The 19,825-nt window shown below is 53.3% G+C and carries 22 protein-coding genes and 2 tRNA genes; 6 read left to right on the forward strand and 18 right to left on the reverse strand.

Annotation, left to right across the window (positions count from 1 at the left end):
* Window positions 1-3: 3 nt before the first annotated feature.
* From guaB to IE105_RS13695, 8 genes are all read right to left on the reverse strand, one after another.
* Complete coding sequence (guaB, locus tag IE105_RS13660; RefSeq protein WP_189499384.1) at window positions 4-1,461, reverse strand: IMP dehydrogenase; 1,458 nt, start codon at window positions 1,459-1,461, stop codon at window positions 4-6.
* A gap of 61 nt (window positions 1,462-1,522) precedes the next feature.
* Window positions 1,523-2,239 carry an RlmE family RNA methyltransferase gene (locus IE105_RS13665; protein WP_189499450.1) on the reverse strand — a complete coding sequence of 239 codons (717 nt, stop codon included), beginning with the start codon at window positions 2,237-2,239 and terminating at the stop codon, window positions 1,523-1,525.
* Between the two features lie 59 nt (window positions 2,240-2,298).
* Window positions 2,299-3,450 (reverse strand): Ppx/GppA phosphatase family protein, encoded by a 1,152-nt coding sequence (locus IE105_RS13670; protein WP_189499386.1) that lies wholly within the window; start codon window positions 3,448-3,450, stop codon window positions 2,299-2,301.
* Between the two features lie 146 nt (window positions 3,451-3,596).
* A complete protein-coding gene (locus tag IE105_RS13675) occupies window positions 3,597-5,345 on the reverse strand; it encodes a SulP family inorganic anion transporter (protein WP_189499388.1) in 1,749 nt (582 codons plus the stop codon).
* A 37-nt stretch (window positions 5,346-5,382) separates the two neighbouring features.
* A complete protein-coding gene (locus tag IE105_RS13680; protein WP_189499390.1) occupies window positions 5,383-5,808 on the reverse strand; it encodes a protein tyrosine phosphatase family protein in 426 nt (141 codons plus the stop codon).
* Window positions 5,805-7,799, reverse strand: coding sequence for a transketolase (tkt, locus tag IE105_RS13685; protein WP_189499392.1), 1,995 nt, complete (start codon window positions 7,797-7,799; stop codon window positions 5,805-5,807). Before tkt ends, IE105_RS13680 begins: the two co-directional genes overlap by 4 nt.
* A 59-nt stretch (window positions 7,800-7,858) precedes the next feature.
* Window positions 7,859-9,715, reverse strand: coding sequence for a ferrous iron transporter B (gene feoB, locus IE105_RS13690; RefSeq protein ID WP_189499394.1), 1,857 nt, complete (start codon window positions 9,713-9,715; stop codon window positions 7,859-7,861).
* 9 nt (window positions 9,716-9,724) lie between these two features.
* On the reverse strand, window positions 9,725-9,976 hold the full coding sequence (locus IE105_RS13695; RefSeq protein WP_189499396.1) for a FeoA family protein: 252 nt from the start codon (window positions 9,974-9,976) through the stop codon (window positions 9,725-9,727).
* A 154-nt stretch (window positions 9,977-10,130) separates the two neighbouring features.
* Here IE105_RS13695 and IE105_RS13700 point away from each other — a divergent pair.
* Window positions 10,131-10,206 (forward strand) — tRNA-Phe (locus tag IE105_RS13700).
* Between the two features lie 107 nt (window positions 10,207-10,313).
* On the opposite strand, the gene IE105_RS13705 is transcribed toward IE105_RS13700, so the two are convergent.
* Window positions 10,314-10,673 (reverse strand): response regulator, encoded by a 360-nt coding sequence (locus IE105_RS13705; RefSeq protein WP_189499398.1) that lies wholly within the window; start codon window positions 10,671-10,673, stop codon window positions 10,314-10,316.
* Window positions 10,674-11,241: 568 nt separating this feature from the next.
* On the opposite strand from IE105_RS13705, the gene IE105_RS13710 reads away from it, so the two are divergent.
* The 4 genes from IE105_RS13710 to IE105_RS13725 all read left to right on the forward strand — a co-directional run bounded on the left by IE105_RS13710 (window position 11,242) and on the right by IE105_RS13725 (window position 14,481).
* Window positions 11,242-11,589: a hypothetical protein gene (locus tag IE105_RS13710; protein ID WP_189499400.1), complete on the forward strand. Its 348-nt coding sequence runs from the start codon at window positions 11,242-11,244 to the stop codon at window positions 11,587-11,589.
* Between the two features lie 529 nt (window positions 11,590-12,118).
* Window positions 12,119-13,105: a shikimate dehydrogenase family protein gene (locus IE105_RS13715; RefSeq protein ID WP_189499401.1), complete on the forward strand. Its 987-nt coding sequence runs from the start codon at window positions 12,119-12,121 to the stop codon at window positions 13,103-13,105.
* Window positions 13,106-13,149: 44 nt separating this feature from the next.
* Complete coding sequence (locus tag IE105_RS13720) at window positions 13,150-13,590, forward strand: hypothetical protein (protein ID WP_189499403.1); 441 nt, start codon at window positions 13,150-13,152, stop codon at window positions 13,588-13,590.
* Between the two features lie 138 nt (window positions 13,591-13,728).
* On the forward strand, window positions 13,729-14,481 hold the full coding sequence (locus IE105_RS13725) for a glycerophosphodiester phosphodiesterase (RefSeq protein ID WP_189499405.1): 753 nt from the start codon (window positions 13,729-13,731) through the stop codon (window positions 14,479-14,481).
* Here the strand turns inward: IE105_RS13725 and IE105_RS13730 are convergent.
* From IE105_RS13730 to IE105_RS13770, 9 genes are all read right to left on the reverse strand, one after another.
* Window positions 14,467-14,655: a DNA gyrase inhibitor YacG gene (locus tag IE105_RS13730; protein ID WP_189499407.1), complete on the reverse strand. Its 189-nt coding sequence runs from the start codon at window positions 14,653-14,655 to the stop codon at window positions 14,467-14,469. The genes IE105_RS13725 and IE105_RS13730 overlap by 15 nt on opposite strands.
* Window positions 14,652-15,665 carry a ribonuclease E/G gene (locus tag IE105_RS13735; protein WP_189499409.1) on the reverse strand — a complete coding sequence of 338 codons (1,014 nt, stop codon included), beginning with the start codon at window positions 15,663-15,665 and terminating at the stop codon, window positions 14,652-14,654. The genes IE105_RS13730 and IE105_RS13735 overlap by 4 nt, the downstream gene beginning before the upstream one ends.
* Window positions 15,662-16,255: a Maf family protein gene (locus tag IE105_RS13740; RefSeq protein ID WP_189499411.1), complete on the reverse strand. Its 594-nt coding sequence runs from the start codon at window positions 16,253-16,255 to the stop codon at window positions 15,662-15,664. The genes IE105_RS13735 and IE105_RS13740 overlap by 4 nt, the downstream gene beginning before the upstream one ends.
* Window positions 16,256-16,269: 14 nt before the next feature.
* Entirely contained in the window at window positions 16,270-16,488 is a 219-nt protein-coding gene (infA, locus tag IE105_RS13745; protein WP_189499413.1) for a translation initiation factor IF-1, read from the reverse strand.
* A gap of 88 nt (window positions 16,489-16,576) precedes the next feature.
* Complete coding sequence (locus IE105_RS13750) at window positions 16,577-16,978, reverse strand: arsenate-mycothiol transferase ArsC (protein WP_189499415.1); 402 nt, start codon at window positions 16,976-16,978, stop codon at window positions 16,577-16,579.
* On the reverse strand, window positions 16,975-17,475 hold the full coding sequence (locus IE105_RS13755; protein ID WP_189499417.1) for a UPF0262 family protein: 501 nt from the start codon (window positions 17,473-17,475) through the stop codon (window positions 16,975-16,977). Before IE105_RS13755 ends, IE105_RS13750 begins: the two co-directional genes overlap by 4 nt.
* The gene (locus IE105_RS13760; RefSeq protein WP_189499419.1) at window positions 17,472-17,888 is read right to left on the reverse strand and encodes a DUF2948 family protein; all 417 of its coding nucleotides are present in this window, start codon (window positions 17,886-17,888) and stop codon (window positions 17,472-17,474) included. Before IE105_RS13760 ends, IE105_RS13755 begins: the two co-directional genes overlap by 4 nt.
* Before the next feature lie 24 nt (window positions 17,889-17,912).
* Entirely contained in the window at window positions 17,913-19,178 is a 1,266-nt protein-coding gene (gene murA, locus IE105_RS13765; protein WP_189499420.1) for a UDP-N-acetylglucosamine 1-carboxyvinyltransferase, read from the reverse strand.
* A 31-nt stretch (window positions 19,179-19,209) separates the two neighbouring features.
* Window positions 19,210-19,353, reverse strand: a complete 144-nt coding sequence (locus tag IE105_RS13770) for a hypothetical protein (protein WP_189499421.1) — start codon at window positions 19,351-19,353, stop codon at window positions 19,210-19,212.
* A gap of 93 nt (window positions 19,354-19,446) precedes the next feature.
* On the opposite strand from IE105_RS13770, the gene IE105_RS13775 reads away from it, so the two are divergent.
* Window positions 19,447-19,521, forward strand: a tRNA-Thr gene (locus IE105_RS13775).
* Window positions 19,522-19,825 lie beyond the last annotated feature (304 nt).

The following is a 19,825-nucleotide window of genomic DNA, read 5'->3' on the forward strand; positions in this document are numbered from 1 at the left end:
TTTCTATCCGGGCATCGAATAGTTAGGGGCTTCACGAGCGATGTGAACATCGTGGACATGGCTTTCGCGGAGACCCGCGCCCGTAATCCGGACAAATTCCGCATTCTTATGGAAATCGTCAATCGTTTCCGAACCGGTATACCCCATGGAGGCGCGGAGACCGCCAAGCAGTTGATGTAAGATGGGGCCGACCGGGCCTTTGAACGCGACGCGGCCTTCAATGCCTTCAGGAACAAGTTTCATCGTATCTGAGACTTCTTTCTGGAAATAGCGATCCGCAGACCCGCGCGCCATCGCGGCGACGGACCCCATGCCACGATAGGCTTTATATTGACGACCTTGGTATAGGAACACTTCGCCCGGCGCTTCTTCGGTCCCGGCCAGCAGAGAGCCAACCATGGCGGATGTGGCCCCAGCGGCAAGCGCCTTGGCCATATCGCCCGAATATTTGATCCCGCCATCGGCGATCACAGGAATGCCGGCCGCCGTTGCGGCTTTGCAAACATCCATAATCGCTGTCAGCTGAGGCACGCCGACACCCGCGACTATCCGCGTTGTACAGATCGAGCCGGGGCCAATCCCGACTTTCAGCGCGTCAGCGCCGGCTTTGATAAGCGCGTGAGCGGCGGCTTCGGTGGCAATATTCCCCGCAATAATCTGCGTGTTGGGATAGGCCGCTTTAATGCGCTCGACTTGTGCGCCAACGGCTGAGCTATGACCATGCGCCGTATCGATGACGAGCGCATCCACGCCAGCTTCGATCAAGGCAACAGCCCGGTCAAAACCCGCATCGCCCACAGTAGAGGCCGCAGCAACCCTCAGGCTGCCGGATGCGTCTTTACACGCATTCGGATAGTTTTCGGCCTTTTCCATATCTTTGACGGTGATCAAACCGACGCAACGATAATTATCGTCAACGACAATCAGTTTTTCGATACGGTGCTTGTGCAAGAGGGTCCGGGCTTCAGCCTGCGTCACGCCAACTTTGGCTGTGACGAGATCCGTCGTCATAAGGTCACGGACCTTTTGAGTCGGATCGTCGGCAAAACGTACATCGCGGTTGGTAATAATACCGACCAGTTTTCCGTTCTCTTCAGTCACGGGAAGGCCAGAGAAACGATAGCGTTTCCCGAGCGCCGCTAATTCACCGCGTGTCGCGTCCGGACCAATTGTAACCGGATTGACCACCATGCCGGCTTCATACCGTTTGACCTTGCGGACTTCTTCCGCTTGCTCTTCAATCGTCAGATTGCGGTGAATGACCCCAATGCCGCCGATTTGCGCCATCGCAATTGCAAGAGGGGCTTCCGTGACTGTATCCATGGCCGCACTGATGAGCGGCACATTCATTTTTATGCCACGCGTGAGCTGCGTATGCAGCTTCGCTTGCGCGGGTATTATATCGGACGCCTTGGGTTGCAGTAGGACGTCATCGAAGGTCAAACCTTCTCGAATCTCCATGGGGGAGCCTCCGTTCCATTTGCGAGCCGCACCTATCAGTCATCCGGCTTGCCCGCAAACCCTATTCGACAGGTCGGAAGCCTTTTGCCACAAGATATATTTCTGGTGAGCCTTTGCGCGAGCTTTTCGGCTTCGCATGGCGCACGAACTCAAACCGTTCCCGGAGCCGCTTTAGCAGCTTTTCTTCGGCCCCGCCTTGGAAGACTTTCGTGATGAAATGCCCCCCTGGTGCAAGGACATCGAGGGCAAATTCCGCCGCCGCTTCGACCAAAGCGACCGTTTTCAAGTGATCGGTCTGCTTATGTCCGGTCGTATTCGCGGCGAGATCAGACATGACAAAGTCAGGCGCGCGCTCCAAATGTGCTTTGAGCTCTTCGGTTGCACCCTCAGCCATAAAGTCGAGATGCAATATTTCTGCGTTCGGTACGGACTCAACTTGCAAAATATCAATACCGACGATTCGCCGTGCGCCCCGCTTAAAGGCCGCTTGCATCCAACCGCCCGGGGCACAGCCCAAGTCGACGATGAGAGAATTCGGCGTGATCAAATTATAACGATCATCTAATTCTTCGAGCTTAAAGGCTGCGCGAGAGCGATAGCCCAACTCTTTGGCCCGCTGCACGTAAGGGTCATTGATCTGCCGCTCGATCCAGAGCTTGGAGCTAATCTTCCGCCCCTTCGCCTTCCGAACCTTCTTATGCAGCATACGAGTCGCATTATCGGCTCTAGGCTTGGTCTGCCGTGAACGCTTTACGCCCGACGGTTTACCGCCATACATCTTGCCATCGGAGACTTTGCCGTCAGAGGCATCATCATCATTATTCCCATTATCATCGGTCATTCGGCGGCATCCTTCGTAGAAGCTTGAGCGTCTTCAATACGCCCCGCCCCAATCAGACCGATCAACATACCTTCGCGTAATCCACGGTCTGCGACCCGGATCATCTTGGACGGCCACATTTCGCACACCACATCAATAATCGCGCAGCCCGCAACGAGCATGCGTGCGCGGTCTTCGCCAATGCAAGGTTCCTTCGCCCGGTCTTCCGGCGAACGCGAGGCCATATCACGCGCCACAGTGACTGCATCATGAGAGCGCAGCCAGAGACCATCAACTTTATTCCGCTGATAGTAGGGGAGCTTCAGGTGAATGCCCGCGAGTGAGGTGATTGTCCCACTCGTGCCAATCAAATGCCCTCGCCCCTCTTCAAACGCCCGAACAAACCGCGTATCCGCGCCTTGCTCACGGATCGCTTGACGGATCGTTTCTTTCATATCCGCGTACCATGCTTCCCGGTCCGCATGTTCAGGAACTTTATCGGACAGGGTCACGACACCCAGTGGCAGTGAGCACCAGGCACTAATAGGCGGACGATGCAGGCGGTGACTTCCACCATCCCGTAACTTTCGTACATCGACCCATGATAGTTCCGTTGACCCGCCGCCAATATCAATCACCAGCGCGACATCCTTTGTTGGATCGACAAGCTTGACGCAGCCCATCACCGCCAGTCTAGATTCGACCCGCGGCGAGATGACTTCGAGTGAAATACCGGTTTCTTTTTTAACCCGATCCAAGAAAAAGTCGCCATTACTCGCCCTGCGGCACGCTTCTGTAGCGACGCAGCGCCAGCGTTTGACGTGTTTGGCTTTCATTTTACGGGCGCAGACTTTTAAGGCTTCAACCGCCGCGTCCATACTGGCTTCGTCCAAAGCCCCCGTATGGGCTAAATTATATCCCAAACGAACGACTTTTGAGTAGCTATCGACAATCCTGAATCCGTCAGAGGTTTCACGCGCGATGAGCAAGCGGCAATTATTCGTGCCGAGATCGAGCGCCGCAAATGTGCGTGATGAGTTCCCACCTGAACGGGGGCCCGTTCGGCGCAAATTATTCTGTCGCCTTGCCCGTCCCCGCCCTTTTTCGGTCGCACTGCTCCCCTCGGGTGCAGGCTCCGGGACGGAGCCGGACGGTTCGTTGTCCGGCATGGCCGTGTCTTTCCTTGGCGGCCGTCGGTTCGCGCAATCCGAATTCGGTGCGCGTCGCCTGACGTCCTTTAAGTCTTCTGTCCCCTCGCTGTTAGCGAGCGGACTGATCCTGCGCAAGCCTATGATTTTCGACGGCTTTGCGCCGCTCAATGCATGTCAATGTGATCATCAAGGAAGGACCAGTCAGGCGCCGGACGAAGGGCCTCCATCGCTTCATGTTGCGACAAGAAGATCTGTCCTGTCAGCCGATCAAGGAAAGAGGACCGGAACAACCGTTCCCGCACTCGGCTTTGCATATCGGAAAAGTGCAATGCGATATTAGCCGATTTAAGGCGATTGTTGATGGTCTCTAGCGAACTCAAAGCCGACGCATCGATCCGATTGACGGCAGTACACATGAAAATCAAATCCGTCAGCTCGGGGTTTTCTGATACAATCGTGGCGACACGGTCCTCCAATGTCCGTGCATTCGCATAATAAAGGCTTTCATCGATCCGCATGGTTTTGACTTGATCATTGGTTTCAACCACAAACCGTTGCGCATCACGATAATGCTCTGTGCCGGGGAAACGTCCCACGAGCGGCATGTGAGGATTAACTGTGGTCCGAATATGCAGCGCCATCGCCAGCACAACGCCGACCAAAACCCCATATTGCACCCCTAACATTAACACGGAGAGGAAAGTGGCAACAGCGGTGACGCCATCAATCCGAGAATAGACCCATGTCCGCCAGATCGCTTTGAAATCAAGCAAGCTGAGACAGGCAATGATAATCAGAGCGGCCAAAACGGACAGCGGAAGAGATTTCAGAAGCGGCGTCAAAAACATTGCCGTCAAAGCCATTAAGGCGGCAACGATAATGCCCGACAGAGGGGTCTCAGCCCCCGCTGCCGCATTAACCGCCGACCGCGACATGGAGCCGTTTACGGCATAGCCGCCCGATAACCCCGCCGCGATGTTTGCAGCCCCCAACCCCAATAGTTCACGGTTGGCATTGATTGAATCCCGTTGCCGCGCCGCCAGCTCCTGCGCCGTCGACGTGCTATCCACGAAAGCGACAATGGCAATCACCGCAGCCGGAACAGTCAGCGACTGGATCAAGGAGGTCTCTATCATAGGAATTCGGAACGGCGGTAACCCGCTCGGGACGGCACCAACAATCGCAAGGCCCTTTTGGTCGAGTCCTATCGCCCAACTCACAGTGATAAATAGGCCGATGATGAAAATCGGCGCCATGCGCGACGCCAGCTTAGCCATATTGCTTGAGACCCCGAGCCTAACCAAGCGGTAGGCAAAACTATTTCTCGCCAGATAAAAACTGAGCAAGGCCAGCGACCCGACGCCGACCGTGATCAGGCTTGTTTGTCCAATCTGATCGCTCAGATTTCTAATCATTGAAAATGCTGTGCGGCCGCCCCCATCAACGCCAACAATATGACGTAATTGACTGATAACAATCAGAAGTGCCGCACCTGTTATATAAGCGGACACGACCGGTCGCGAGACGAAATTCATTAAAAAACCCGCCTTGAGTAGCCCTGCTCCGATCAACATCACCCCGACCATCAAGGCAATGGCGGCGGCCCCAACGACCCGTAATTCTTCTGGGAGCTCATAAATGGTTGCGGCAGTCATCAGCGAAATCACGGCTGTCGGACCGACAGTCAATTGTCGCGAACTACCTAAAACCGCATAAGCTAAAAGGGGGGTAATTGAGGCGTAAATGCCGACCTTGGGCGGCAGGCCTGCGAGCAAGGCATAGGCCAAGGATTGCGGCACAAGCAGGATCGTCACAACGATGGCGGCGACTAAGTCACTCGAGAAACGAGACCCTGAATAATCCCCGATCCAACCCCATTGTGCCTTCACGGCGGATCCCAGCCAGCCACTCATGACAGGGGCTCAATACGCTTGAATGTTTTGAGGGGTGTCAGTTTTTCTCTCTTGCAGCAAAATCAATCAAAGGCTGACGGATTTGACCGAGCTGATAACCGGCGGCGCTAACCGCGTCTAAAACGCCATCAACGCCGAGTTTGTCGACATGCGCAAACGCCCACAATGCCGCCGAGCGCGTTCCCGAGGCACAGAAAGTAACGATCGGACGGGGCGCTGATTCATAGGCCGTGATCGACGCTTCGATCAGACCCGGCGTGAGCCCCCCCGCCATCGGAATATGGTAATAGTTTCGCGACACCGCCATTGCGGCTTGCTCAACTTCATCCGACATCGGCTGAAGGGGCGCTTCTTGATCCGGACGGTTATTGATGAAACTCATCACGCCTTGCTCTGCCAAGGCGAACAATTGCGCTGGCATCAACTGTCCCGTGACGAACACATCTCCCGGAAGCTCTTTCATACGGCAAGCTGTGCTTTAGCGGCGGCCACAACGGCATCCGTCGTAATGCCGAAATGTTCAAACAGCGCCGCGCCGGGAGCAGACGCGCCAAAACTGTCCATGCCCACAAAAGCGCCCTGACGCCCGATCAGAGCGTCCCATCCTTGGCGGATACCGGCTTCGACAGCGACCTTTGGCAAATCCTTTCCCAGAACCGAACGAATGTAATTGTCGTCCTGCTCCAAGAAAATATCCATGCAAGGCACTGACACGACTCGCGCCAAAATTCCTTCACTGGCCAAGCGGTATGCCGCTTGGACACAGAGGTGCACTTCTGACCCCGTGCCAATCAACACAATATCATCGGCCCCCTCGCCCGCTTTGAGAACGTAACCGCCGCGTTCGCACCAGTTTTTTGACGCATCATCGCGCACGGCCGGCAATCCCTGACGGGTCAGCGCCATAACGCTTGGGCCATCTTTACGCTGCACAGCCAATTCCCAACATTCCGCCGTCTCAAGCGCATCGGCGGGACGGTATGTGTAAACATTCGGGATGGCGCGTAGGCTGGCCAAGTGTTCGACAGGTTGGTGGGTCGGGCCATCTTCGCCCACGCCAATGGAATCATGCGTCGCCACATAGATCGACTGAATGCCCATCAAACCCGCCAAGCGGACGGAGGGACGGCAGTAATCCATAAACACCATGAACAGACCGGAATACGGTATAATGCCGCCATGCAAGGCCATACCGTTCATCGCGGCGGCCATGCCGTGTTCTCGTATACCGTAATTGACGTAACGCCCCCCATAATGGGCCGCTTGAATTTCGTCAGATGTGGCGGGCGTCTTCGTTTTGTTAGACCCTTCCAAATCAGCAGAGCCAGAGATCATATCGGTGAGTAGTTCCGTCAGCGGCACGAGCGCTTTGCCAGACGCGGCACGGGTCGCCATAGTGGGCTTTTCCGCCGCGATCTGATCTTTATAGACTTGGAAGCTTTCCAGCCAGCCGTCGTTCAATTCACCCGCCATAGCGCGCTCAAAGTCAGCCTTTTGATCTGATGTGGATAGACGCTTGGCCCATTCACGGTGATCCTTTCGACCGCGTTTTCCGGGCCGCTTCCAGAGTTTGTAAACATGGTCCGGGACTTCAAAGGGACCATGATCCCAGCCAATGGCCGCGCGGACGCCCGCAATCTCTTCATCGCCCAGAGGGGAGCCGTGTGCTTTGTTTAAGCCCGCTTTGGTTGGGGCCCCTTTTCCGATCGTAGTTTTACAGGCGATCATCGTAGGTTTTTCGGATTTTTTGGCGCGCCGCAGTGCATTCGCGACATGTTGCGGGTTGTGCCCGTCAATCTCGATAACTTTCCAACCGCTGGCTTCAAACCGCTTCTTCTGATTCGTCGAATCAGACAGCGATACAGGGCCATCAATGGTAATGTTATTATCGTCCCAAAGGACGGTCAGTTTGTTCAGTCCGAGATGCCCGGCCAAGCTTATCGCTTCCTGACTAATGCCTTCCATCAGGCAGCCATCGCCGCAAATGACATACGTATGGTGATTGACAATATCATCACCATAGCGCGCATTCATGTGACGTTCCGCAAGCGCGAAACCGACGGCGTTAGCAATCCCTTGCCCAAGAGGCCCTGTCGTTGTTTCAACGCCCGGCACATGGCCATATTCTGGGTGCCCCGCCGTAATAGAGCCGAGTTGGCGGAAGTTTTTGATCTGATCCATCGTCACGGCTTTGTAGCCCGTAAGGTGCAACAGGCTATAAATCAGCATCGAGCCATGCCCTGCAGACAGGATGAACCGATCTCGATCGGCCCAGTTCGAGTCAGACGGATCAAATTTCAGAAATTTGGAAAACAAGACAGTCGCCGCATCGGCCATGCCCATTGGCATTCCGGGGTGGCCACTATTGGCGCGCTGCACAGCATCCATAGAGAGGGCAGTGATCGCGTTCGCCATGTTACGATGGTCACGCTGGCTTTGAGAGAGTTCGGTCATAAGCGCCCTTTGCCACGAAACGCGCCGAAGGTTAACCCAGAAGGTTGCAGGATTGTGGACTAACCGAGACCAAACGCCACGGCTGTGTGATAAGTTACGGCGGCGGCCAGATAAGCCAGAACAAAGAGGTAGCTAAAGGCGAAGAGCGGCCATTTCCAGCTATTGGTTTCTTTGCGGATAATCGCAAAAGTCGATAAACATTGCGGCGCGAAAACGAACCACGCGAGAAAGGCCAACCCGGTCGCCATAGACCACTGGCTCGCGATAATGTCGGTCATTTGACCCTCAACCATCTCGCCTTGCACAGCGTAGATCGTCGCGAGGCTCGATACAGCGACTTCTCGTGCGGCCATCGCTGGAATCAGAGATATCGACATTTCGAGATTAAAGCCGATGGGCTGCAGCACAGGCAGAATGATATTGCCAATCATGCCCGCGAAAGTCTCGTTTATGCTGACGGCATTACGCGGGAACGTAGTCAGGACCCAAATCACGACAGAGGCGGGCAGAATGATTCGTCCGGCTCGGTTCACGAAAATCATACCGCGATCATAGAGACCCCGTAGATAATCTTTGAAAACAGGCGATTTATAGCTTGGAAGCTCAATCAATAGCCCTGAACTTTCGCCCCGCGCCAAAGTCCGCTTGAAAATTGCCGCCATAATGAAGGCAAACACGATCCCAACAATAATCAAGCCAAACGCCACAAGGCCCTGTTGTGAAAATACGCCGACCCGACCCTCTGGGATGAACGCGCCAATAATCAGAAAATAGACCGGCCATCGCGCCGAACAGGTCATCAAAGGTGCAATCATTATCGTCGTCAGCCGATCGCGTTCCTGCTCGATGGTTCGCGCCGCCATGACACCGGGGATCGCGCAAGCAAAGGACGACAAGAGCGGAATGAAAGCCCGACCGTTTAGCCCAGCCTTGGCCATGATCGAATCAACCAAAAAAGCCGCGCGCGCCATATAGCCCGAGGCTTCGAGCAAGAGGATGAAGGCAAACAAGATAATGATTTGCGGTAAGAAAACGAGAACCGCGCCAACGCCCGCAATCATTCCGTCAACAATAAGCGATTGCAAGAGACCGTCTGGAAGCACCGCGGACACGACGCCTTGCAGCCATCCGATGCCGCTCTCAATCATGTCCATAGCGGGGCCTGACCAAGTGTAGACCGCTTGAAACATCACAAACAAAATACCGAGCAGAATGAAGAGGCCCAAAACCGGGTGCAGCACAAATTTATCGATCCGGTGCGTGAAGGTTTCAATCTGATGCACGCGGGACACGGACCTTGTTGTCGCTGATCGGGCGCGTTGCTGTAATTCGCGAACATCCCCGAGCTCGCTTTTCGGAACAGCGGCGCTCCCATGCTCAACATCACCCGTCCATTCCGTGAGGAAATCCAACAGCGGAGCGCGGCCTGATGCCCGCACTGCTACGCAGTTGATGACGGGAATACCGAGCTCTTGCCCCAATGCAGGGATGTCGATGTTCAAACCGTCTCGTGCGGCCATGTCCATCATATTCAAGACCAAAATGATAGGCAGGCCGTAATTCTTGGCTTGAAGGACATTGTGCAAATGGGTTTCGATGTGCGCCGCATCAAGCATAAATACGATCGCATCGGGCGCGCGCTCACCGCTCAGTCGCCCATTGACCGCGTCAATCGCGATCCGCTCATCCATCGACTTGCCCGTATTGCCATACACCCCCGGCAGATCGAGTAATTCAACTATCTGTCCATCAGGTAGAGAAAACTCGCCCTTGCGGTACTCAACAGTCACGCCCGGATAATTTGCCACCTTGGCCCGACCGCCTGTCAACGCATTAAAAAGTGAGGTTTTGCCGCAATTCGGCGCGCCAAGGAGCGCGAGCCGAACAGGGCGCGCCAAAGTATCTGTTTCAGACATAAGAACGGTCTAAGACTGTACGGATTCAACAAGAATGACTTGAGCGTCTTTTCGGCGCAGCGCAATAATGGCGCCATTTAGCCGGACGCTCATCGGGTTCCGCCCAAATAGTCCAAAATGAAGCGGCTCAACACGGTCACCCTCGGCAAACCCAATATCGCGTAACCGTGTTTCCTGAACCGGATCCGTGGTTGAAAATCCGAGAATTCGAGTCCGGTTCGACCGGGCGATATCAGTTAGACGGGTTGGTATGGAAGTCATAATCTATTTCATAGTGAGAACAAGTTGCAACCGCAAAGGAAAAGCGCATCACTTTTTGACTATGGGATGGTCTGATAAAAACAGTGTGAATTATGCCGCGAAACACGGTGGACAGGAGTCTATTGCCTGCCTATAGGCACGCCTCAGAAACGAGGCCCGAATAGCTCAGTTGGTAGAGCAACGGATTGAAAATCCGTGTGTCCCTGGTTCAAATCCAGGTTCGGGCACCATTCTTTTCCGCGGCTGGCCGCACTCTCCATCTATTTTATCCTACTCAGCCGAAACTGTGGCTCAGATCACCTTAAAGCACGTTGGCTCCCAACCCAAAGGATTAGCGCTAGTCGAGCAAACCGTTCGCAAGCTCATCTCTCAATTTGAATTTATCGACGACCTTAGTTATACCGAGGCGGCGTCGATCCTTGAGGTGTTTGGCGTCTATGTCTTTTGAAATCACAATAATCGGGACGTTAAAGGCCGCTTTTTGGAGCTGAGGAATAGAGTCGGCTGACGTCAAGCCACGCGACAAACGATCGTCCAGTAAAATAACGTCGACACCTTCTTTCGCCAAATGGGTTTGTGCCTCTTCGATGTTTTGCGCGTATGTTAGGGTGAAATCGTTTTTATAACGGTCCTTCAAAAGGAATTTCACGAACATAAACTCGTGCTCATCATCATCAACTAATAAAAAACGTCTCATCTGCCCTGCTTGCCAAATTTTGGATATTCGTCTTTAAGTGACTCTTAAGTGCCAATTTAATGTGCTCCATACGCCCCTTCCCTTACAAAAAAGACAGCAAAAATAGTGATTTTTTGGCTCAATAGGCAGAAAACACAGTGTTTATAGCAGATATTGGGACGAAACACTTTCTTAACCCCGACTCTTGACCCCTGTTTAAACCCCCAGCGTTAGATGTGGCTGCAGGGATAACTTATGTCTCAGGTCAGTATGACGGATACCCGGAGTATTTAGTCTCATTGCCCTTCGATAATGAATTTGCACTTTCCCTTTAGTGACGTCCTTCAAGGACAGCTCACAGAGTGCCCGAGCTTTTAGATAGGGATTGCCAGTATGGCAGTCTTATAGACCTGATAATCTATCAGGCTTACCCGTGCCCGCATCCCGTGGATCCTATGGTCCGCCAACGATGTCGCATGCCGAAAGCATCCGCACAGGTCGCAAGGATTTGCGCCAAAACCCCACCCTAAAATAATTATCATGATGGTTTCGGCCATCTTCACATTCGGCATCTCTGAAGGGAGCCATAATGACCCTTACTGTTAAAAACCTTGTCGCCTGCGTCGCGCTTTCAACTGTTTGTTTCACGTCGACCGCTCACGCGGCTGACACATTCAATAAGTTTGGGGCACAGCCCGCAGCCGCGACACAGACACACGCCGCGCCGTATACGGTTGTGACATATTCAAAAACCAAAGCGTTCAATAAGAAACGCACTCTGAAACGTGTCGTTGAACCTGTAAAAACGGATGCGACATTTTTAATGAATAATGCGGCCGCGACATCGACGGACCGCTTCAACAAAATGGCGACACAGGAGCAATCTGTTTCTCGTGCGATGCCCGTCCTCAACAAGCGCGCCGTCACAATTCGCTAGCCCCACATTCGGAGAAGCTTCTAGGCGTCTCCATTAGGGGTAGTGAGATTTCAGCGACTATCGTTCATAGAACGGTGGTCGTTGCTGTTTGGAGAGTCCAAGGTTTTGGGCTTAATTTGGGCATAGGGCGAAAACGATCCGCACACGCCCGACATCGGTCGCAGCTTGATCGGATTGCCAAAAACTTGACGTGCCCGGATCAAACGCGTCCAATCGGCGGGTTCACTAGGATCATCCGAGCGTTCGTATTGAGCCAGCCCTCGAGCTGTTCGACGAGACTGGCAAGTTGGGCATTGTGGCCACTTCTGTGGCTTACGGCTCCACAACAACGCCAGCTCAATCTAGCAGCAAAACATCACCGAGTCAGGGAGACGTTTTCAATTTTCAACTCTCGCCTGAATCCACGGCCCATTCAACTACGTGTTGACTAAAAGACCCAACCTCTTAAAATCATAAGAAGTTATTAACTTCATTCTCGTGAACCCTAAGGTTCTGATAAAGAGAATAAACCGACGAGACTGAGATATTTATGCCTGAAAACCAAGACGTATCTGGTGGACACATTCGGGACTTGTTTAAAAGCGGTTTGTTACAAGTTGCCCGCCAGCCTAAAGACAGTTTCTTGGACGTTAATACGATAGGCAGTAAGTCCTTATACCTTTTTCCTATCGACCATGACTACCCCGGCGGATCGGCAGCCATGCACAATGCGGTATTTCACCAATTTGGAATGAACAAACAGGCCGCCTTTGTTATTGGTGACCCGGCTGACTGCGAAGCTATTTTTGCTAAGCTAAAAGCCGATCCCGCTTATGATGGAGGCGGAGCCGGCTCCGGCTTCAAAGATAAAGTCGCGCCCTTCCTGGATCGTTTAGATCAATCAGCCAAGTCAATCGGGAGTGTAAATGTCATTTCTCGGGAAGACGGTGAGCTAGTCGGTTATAACACAGATGGCATTGGATTTGTCTTGGGCCTGTTGCACGAATATCCCGATTGTATTGCGGGACGTAAAGTCGTGATTTTGGGAGCGGGCGGCACGGCCTTACCTATCGCCTACGAGATGGCGCAAAAATCACCATCCGAAATTGTGATCGTCAATCGTACTGTCTCCAAAGCCGAGAAAATTGCAGAGCTTATCTCTCCCTTTGTAAAGGCGAGAGCTGTCGGTGAAAACGACATTGGCAATGAAATTGGTACAGCGGGTGTGATCGTCAATACATCGAACAAAGGCGCGCAACCGAATGAGAAATTTTCTGCCTTTGCGCCGATGACTGGGGATGTTGATGGCGATATGGTCGTTAGCAAAGCGAATGCGGCAAAGATCCCGAAAGATACGATTGTAGCGGACATTCTTTTAGAGCCAGAAACAATCACCATGAACCTAGCCATTGAGAATGGTAACCGCGTTCATTCCGGTCGTTTCATGAACTTATTTCAAGCCATCCCAGCATTCAAAATTATGACCAAACTGACCGACGAAAACTTACAATCGATAATGTCAGAGGCCTTAAAGTAAGAGCCAAAGCAGAACCTGTAAAATTACGCTTGATAGGAGTTGTAATGGAACTTCCGCGCTATGAAATCGCTTTTCGTAAACAGTATGAACCGTTAGTTTTAAATGGCTCTCTGACTGTTGTTTTTCGCCCTAGTAATAGAATTTTTCCAAATAGGAGAGGTTACATTCTGGGAGAGACGATTTCAGCCCGGATTATAGAAAAAATTGGATGTGATGAAACAGGCTTTCCTCCCATTTTTAATGATCGAAAAATTGGAGTCACTGTCTCATCTATACGAGTCATGAATTTGAATGAACTTACGGCGAAAGACTTTGAAGGCAGCTCTCCAGATGTCCATGACATTCATTCGTTAGAACGGCATTTAGAAAATATTTATAAAAAATCGATGGATTTTTTTGATCGAAAAGTAACAAAAATCGAATTAAGCTACCTGACAAACCCATTGTTAGGAAACAAACTCGAACACGAGTCGGATGCACTTTAAATATAATAAGAGAACACACTCAATTTACGGAGGAACGTCCATTCCCTCCCCCCGTGATTTGACTTAACCTGACGCATGGTACGGTTAAATCAAATTATCTCCCATCGTTTCCGTGGTTTTTCAGACCATGAGAGCACTATGGCGGGATTGATCTCGGCATTGGATTTCGGCGTCAAGCAGATCGAATTTGATATTCGACTGACCCGATGCGGCACACCCATCATCACGCACGACGAATCAGCGCATGATTATCGCGGACACGTTCACAAAATTTGTGAGATCATGGCGAAAGATATGCCTGCATTAGGTGGGGACTTCGCCCGTATGCCCTCGGCCCGGGACCTCTTTGCCGCCATCGCGAGCCACGAAAACAGCGGTTGTCTCCTGCTCATCGACGTCAAAGATGCTGGGTTCGAAAAGATGCTTTACGCATTATGTGCTGAATATCGGCTCAGAGAGCGGTCAATCTGGGTCTCTTGGTTGCCGGAGGTTCTCTATGCGGTTCACGAAATTGACCCGAAGGCCCGGACGTGCCTGTCACATTGGTGCCAATCTCCGACCCTCTCAACGCGCGCCGTACATAAAGTTTACGCGGCCAAATTGGGCCATATTGAACGCCCCGATAGGCACTATGTCCATGGCGAACGCTCGGGCTGGTTTGTGGACGGGCCGTTACGGGGACGATTGCGTGAAATTGTCGATTGGGTTTGTGTGCCCGCCGGACAGATCAGCGCAGCATTGGTCGAGAATTATCACACGGACGGCACCCAGGTCAGCGCCTTTTCATACACGTCTCTCGACGCCATGAATTTGGCCGAACAACGTTATGGCCATGACGCCTTTTTCAGTGACGCCAAAGCCCCTTACGAATCCGCGCTAATAAACATCTGAATCGTTCGCAGGTGTCGGGGGCATCGCGCTCTCAGGCACATGTTCATCCGTCGGAATGGCATAGCCGCCCTTGAGCCACCGTCCCAGATCAACATCTGCGCAGCGTTTTGAACAAAATGGACGCGACGCCTCGACGACATCTTTCTTTTTACAAATCGGGCAAGTCTGTCTCATCGGTCAGCCCGAACATCAAGGCTGTCGCCAAGCTCTACAGTGAACCGCGCGCCCAGTCGTTCAGTCATCGGGGTCCGCCAATCAAACGGCGGCGTACCGAGCCAATCCCAAACCGCTTTATCAACGGTCAAAACGATCTGTGCACCTGCAGAAGCCTTGGCCTCACGTTCCAAACGCCTCAAGGCATGAATGGCGCGAGTTTCGACTGTCGGCTCTCCGAAACGGTCATTGAGTTGCGCGTCTAACGAAGCACCGTCCTGTCCACGCGTCATCTCGACCACGCCGAACCGCGAAAACGGCGCGATTCGAATGGAGGCCGGATCCGCTTCGGCCATCTCTTCCATCACCCGAATCACGGACGCTCTATGTCTTGGTTGCCGTAAGTTTGGAAAATCGATCGCGATTAATCCGCCCAAGCGCCGCTGGCGCAATTGGCCCATAATCAGCTTTGCGCCATTGATACTGCAATCCATTACGGTCGTCGCGCCGCCCTTATCAACGTCCACAGCAATCAAGGCTTGGGTGCGGTCAATCGTGATTGAGCCTCCGCCCGGTATGGCGACTGTCCGCTCTGTCGATGTGTCCAACCCCACTGAGGAGGCTTCGAATGTGATGTCAGGGAAACGCTGAGTCAGTCTTTCCCGTAAATTCAGCGCGAGGACGACCCCCGGTGTATCTCGTGAGGGCTCGCCGATATAGCGAACAACAGGGCCCTTCTCGGCCATGGCTTCCTTTGCGATCACCACATTAACCCGTTCGCCCTCGGTTAGGCGCGGCATGTCTTTCTGTCCTTTGAAAGACAATAGCGCATCCGGGCCCTGCCCCATCTGCAACCACATGCCCCCCACGGAAGGGTCGACGGTCGCGATACGCGCGGTCCATTGCTCTCCACAGCGGGGTTTGTTGAAATCGGACCAGCGGTCGAGATGAAGCTCAACAAGCTTGCGGCCTTCGTAAACGGCCGCGCGAGTTTCCCCGACCAGCTCTTCAATGACGGCGCGACGTTTCATATTTTAATTCCAGCGGTGCGGAGCATGACAGCCGTTTCATAAATGGGGAGGCCAACAACACCCGTGTAAGAGCCTGAAATAAAAGGGATAAAAGCGCCGGCTTTGCCCTGAATTCCATAGCCGCCAGCCTTGCCGTGCCATTCCTCACTATCGAGGTAATCATTTAGGGATTGATCGGACAAACGCGCCATTTTTAATCGGGTCTCACTCACTTTGGATCGCGACACGCCGTCCGCGTCGATCACACACACACCCGTAAAGACGCGATGGGCGCGCCCACTCATCAAACGAAGGCAAGCTTCAGCCTCCGCGCGGTCCATTGTTTTCGGGAGGATACGACGACCAACACCGACAACCGTATCCGCCGCAAGAATAATTTGTCCGGGTAACATTTGGCTGACCAAAACAGCTTTTTCCTGCGCCAGACGCAAAGCATGCGGGCGCGGCAACTCGCCAGGAATGGGGTCTTCATTAATATCGGCAGGATGGACCGCGTCAGGTGTCAGCCCAATTTGGGCCAACAACTGTAGACGACGCGGGCTGGCGCTCGCCAGAATGAAACCGTCACCAGACATGACGGGGACTGGCATAACTGGCGGGCCGCCTATTTAAAGCGATAGGTAATCCGACCTTTGGTCAGATCATAAGGTGTCATTTCGACGGTGACACGGTCCCCCGCCAAAACACGAATTCGGTTTTTACGCATCCGTCCGGCTGTGTGGGCAATGATTTCGTGATCATTGACCAGTTTTACACGGAAGGTTGCGTTCGGCAGAAGTTCTACGACTTCGCCTTCGAATTCTAAAAGTTCTTCTTTGGCCAAAACTTGTCCTTACTCATCGCCACGAAATGTAGCGGGGTCGTTGGCGCGCTATATAGGGGGTTTGCGCGCGACTAAAAGGGAAAATGCACTAGAATTGGCGATCAAGGCGATTGGAAATGACGGTTCGAATCGACCGATATGTCTCCATAATCGCGCGAACATCGTGACTCCCCATTGACGGCATGGGAATCGACCAAAGCTCGATTGGGGCATTTGCGCCAAAAATCGCGTTCGCAGCAGCCTTACTATCCTCAGAAAAAGTGATGATACGGGCAAATGTTTGACCTGCGACACTCTGCAATGAGCGCGGCTCGTGCTGGCTCATATCAATACCGACGTCGCGCATGACAGACATCATGAGTTCGTCTGCCTCCACGCCCGGGTCGATTCCGCAAGAGATGGCATCTAGCCCTTTTTTACGGGCCAGCCCCTCAGCCATAGGCGAACGGACCATGTTTAGTTGGCAGACAAAGAGAATGCGGTCGTTCATGTTGGCCGCCTATGCAGTGAACAGATTAAAGTGAAGAGACTTCGCGACGTATTAAAACTGATATCCGCTTGGTTTCGCAGGCTATCTGCCAACAAGCGCGAGCCTTCATTGTGCAGCCCGCGCCGCCCCATATCGATCGCTTCGATCTGTGCCGATGTCGCCGTTCGGATCGCGTTATGATAACTTTCACAAATCAAAAAATAGTCTTTCACGAGTCGACGGAAAGGCACCATTGAGACACTAAAGTGCGCGCGCGGCACACCTAATGTCGTATTAACATCAAATTGTAAGCGACGGCCCTCATCCAAAGCGAGCCGAACCATATAAGGACCACTGGGAGAGCCGTGCGGTTTGAATTGATTGTCTTCAATCAGATCGAAGATCGCGACACGGCGTTCATGCTGCATCTCAACCGATGTGACAGGTAGGCTGGCATCATCAATGTGAAATTCAGCGATCCGGTGATCGCCAGTCTCAAAATCAGGTTCCTCCGTCACGCGGCGTCATGATCCGGTTTGGCGCGCGTCGCCCGACCAGCGCCCACGTCTGATAATAGCAGGTCCAGACCTTCAATCGTGAGCCGCAACACGCCGCCGCCCGCGAGGGTGATGTCGAGATATCCGGCAGGCGCATCTGTCGGTTCGAACGTAAGGTCAAGGACAACCATAAAGGCGTCCTTTTGGCCGCGTTCGATGCCGCGGCTTTGCAACGCCAAAACCCCATCAATACGAACCCCGCATTCGACGCGTTCGGCTTTCTTAGTCTCATGGCGGAATCGCGTCATGCGTAGCGAGACAGACCGAGCCACAGGATCATAGCGAATATCGCCGACGCGCAGGATCGCATCCTGCAACGCGCTGGCGATGATTTTCAGATCATCCGTATCATTCGCGAGAAGTTTTAAACTCATGTGCCAGCCACTTTCAATCTGTTCTCAATCGTCCGGAACGCGTTTGATCCGCGCGCCGCATTGTCCGAGCTTTACTTCGATATGCTCGAACCCGCGATCAAGGTGGTAGACCCGAGAAATGTGAGTCTCGCCTCGCGCGGCTAGTCCGGCGTTGATCAAGCTCGCCGAAGCCCGAAGGTCCGTCGCCATGACCGGCGCTCCGACATATTCCGGCACACCGCGCACAATCGCTTCCCGCCCCCGGACGGTAATGTCTGCGCCCATACGCGACAGTTCCGGGCAATGCATGAAGCGATTTTCAAAAATATTCTCGCGAATGATCGACACCCCATCTGCGATGCACATCATGGCCATGAATTGCGCCTGCAAATCCGTCGGAAAGCCCGGATAGGCGGAAGTGTCTATATCAACGGGGCGTGGACGCCCAGTGCCGCGTTCGATCAAGACGGAGTTATCATCAAGGCTCACCCGGGCTCCCGCCTGAGCGATCAAAGGCCAAAGCGAGCCGAGGTGGTCCGGGCGAACATGGGTCAATCGTACCGCCCCCCCGGCCGTCGCGGCGGCCAGCGCATAAGTTCCGGCTTCGATCCGGTCTGGCACGACGGAATGTTCAACGCCGCCTAATGACGCCACACCTTCAATCCGGATTTCAGACCGTCCCGCGCCGACGATTTTCGCGCCCATGGCATTCAGGCACTCTGCCAGATCAATGATTTCAGGTTCTCGCGCAGCATTCATCAGCACGGTCTCCCCCTTCGCGAGCACAGCGGTCAGCAGCGCATGTTCCGTGGCTCCGACCGAGACGAACGGAAAGCTAATCTCAGCGCCCTTCAAGCCGTCTTTGGCCGACGCGACAACATAGCCTTGTTCCAATTCGATCTTCGCCCCGAGCGCTTCCAGCGCTTTCAAATGTAGATCGACGGGGCGCGCGCCGATGGCACAGCCGCCGGGCAAGCTCACCCGGGCATGTCCTTCGCGCGCTAAAAGCGGGCCCAAGACGTTGAACGACGCGCGCATTTTACGCACCAAATCATACGGAGCCTGCGTGCCGGATAGTTTTGGCGCATGAAGTTTTAACGTGTCAGTGCCTTCAAGCTCAACGGACACGCCCAAGTGTGACAAGAGCCCCCCCATCGACCGGGTATCGCGTAGACGAGGCATATTGGTGAGCGTCACAGGCTCAGCAGTCAGCAAGCTCACCGCCATTAACTTGATCGCTGAGTTCTTGGCCCCGCTGATGCGAATATCCCCGCGTAGCGGGAATCCGCCTTCTATAACTATTTTATCCATGTGCGGCGCATGACCTGTGGACGAGACGCAATCAAGGCTGTGGTGCGTCTTTTTTCGGGCGATCCAGTTCGGAGGCTTTTCGGCTCGCAACCTTGCGGCGCCGGAGATTGGCTCGCAATTGCGCCGCCAGCCGGTCTTCGCGCGATTTCTTAGGGTCCGTTTTATTGTCTGACATACGGCTGTTGTAAGCGCGCTTAAGGGCTTTTCAATAGGGAGTGTGACAGCTATGGAACGGCGCTTCCTGCGGGGTCATCCCGTTTTTTGGAACGCCGCGGTAGCTCAGTGGTAGAGCGCATCATTGGTAATGATGAGGTCGGGAGTTCAATTCTCCCTCGCGGCACCAGTTTTTTACAAATAATCAATATAAATCAATGGTATAAATTTGTTTTGATGATTTCATGTACAAATTTATGTACATACTTGCTTTCGTAGGATCAAAAACGTGAGCACATGATTACGTAAATCAACTTTTTGAGTCTCGTTACCCACTCAACGGTCTCAACGGCAGGATTTGATCCAAGTTGGCCGATTCTAGTATCGAACACTGTTGATGTCGCGATCTCCCCTGATCAACAACCCAATTACACCTCCAGACCCAACTCTGTTCCAGTAGTGACCAAAAGTGCAGAAAACGTAGAATAGCTCAA

The sequence above is a fragment of the Algimonas arctica genome (assembly GCF_014652695.1).
In the GTDB taxonomy this organism is placed as follows: Bacteria; Pseudomonadota; Alphaproteobacteria; order Caulobacterales; family Maricaulaceae; genus Litorimonas; species Litorimonas arctica.

Excerpts from the sequence above, each read along its gene's own strand:
- guaB (WP_189499384.1), bottom strand. The coding sequence starts at position 1,461 with ATGGAGATTCGAGAAGGTTTGACCTTCGATGACGTCCTACTGCAACCC.
- IE105_RS13665 (WP_189499450.1), bottom strand. The coding sequence starts at position 2,239 with ATGTATGGCGGTAAACCGTCGGGCGTAAAGCGTTCACGGCAGACCAAG.
- IE105_RS13670 (WP_189499386.1), bottom strand. The coding sequence starts at position 3,450 with ATGCCGGACAACGAACCGTCCGGCTCCGTCCCGGAGCCTGCACCCGAG.
- IE105_RS13675 (WP_189499388.1), bottom strand. The coding sequence starts at position 5,345 with ATGAGTGGCTGGCTGGGATCCGCCGTGAAGGCACAATGGGGTTGGATC.
- IE105_RS13680 (WP_189499390.1), bottom strand. The coding sequence starts at position 5,808 with ATGAAAGAGCTTCCGGGAGATGTGTTCGTCACGGGACAGTTGATGCCA.
- tkt (WP_189499392.1), bottom strand. The coding sequence starts at position 7,799 with ATGACCGAACTCTCTCAAAGCCAGCGTGACCATCGTAACATGGCGAAC.
- feoB (WP_189499394.1), bottom strand. The coding sequence starts at position 9,715 with ATGTCTGAAACAGATACTTTGGCGCGCCCTGTTCGGCTCGCGCTCCTT.
- IE105_RS13695 (WP_189499396.1), bottom strand. The coding sequence starts at position 9,976 with ATGACTTCCATACCAACCCGTCTAACTGATATCGCCCGGTCGAACCGG.
- IE105_RS13705 (WP_189499398.1), bottom strand. The coding sequence starts at position 10,673 with ATGAGACGTTTTTTATTAGTTGATGATGATGAGCACGAGTTTATGTTC.
- IE105_RS13710 (WP_189499400.1), top strand. The coding sequence starts at position 11,242 with ATGACCCTTACTGTTAAAAACCTTGTCGCCTGCGTCGCGCTTTCAACT.
- IE105_RS13715 (WP_189499401.1), top strand. The coding sequence starts at position 12,119 with ATGCCTGAAAACCAAGACGTATCTGGTGGACACATTCGGGACTTGTTT.
- IE105_RS13720 (WP_189499403.1), top strand. The coding sequence starts at position 13,150 with ATGGAACTTCCGCGCTATGAAATCGCTTTTCGTAAACAGTATGAACCG.
- IE105_RS13725 (WP_189499405.1), top strand. The coding sequence starts at position 13,729 with ATGGCGGGATTGATCTCGGCATTGGATTTCGGCGTCAAGCAGATCGAA.
- IE105_RS13730 (WP_189499407.1), bottom strand. The coding sequence starts at position 14,655 with ATGAGACAGACTTGCCCGATTTGTAAAAAGAAAGATGTCGTCGAGGCG.
- IE105_RS13735 (WP_189499409.1), bottom strand. The coding sequence starts at position 15,665 with ATGAAACGTCGCGCCGTCATTGAAGAGCTGGTCGGGGAAACTCGCGCG.
- IE105_RS13740 (WP_189499411.1), bottom strand. The coding sequence starts at position 16,255 with ATGCCAGTCCCCGTCATGTCTGGTGACGGTTTCATTCTGGCGAGCGCC.
- IE105_RS13750 (WP_189499415.1), bottom strand. The coding sequence starts at position 16,978 with ATGAACGACCGCATTCTCTTTGTCTGCCAACTAAACATGGTCCGTTCG.
- IE105_RS13760 (WP_189499419.1), bottom strand. The coding sequence starts at position 17,888 with ATGAGTTTAAAACTTCTCGCGAATGATACGGATGATCTGAAAATCATC.
- murA (WP_189499420.1), bottom strand. The coding sequence starts at position 19,178 with ATGGATAAAATAGTTATAGAAGGCGGATTCCCGCTACGCGGGGATATT.
- IE105_RS13770 (WP_189499421.1), bottom strand. The coding sequence starts at position 19,353 with ATGTCAGACAATAAAACGGACCCTAAGAAATCGCGCGAAGACCGGCTG.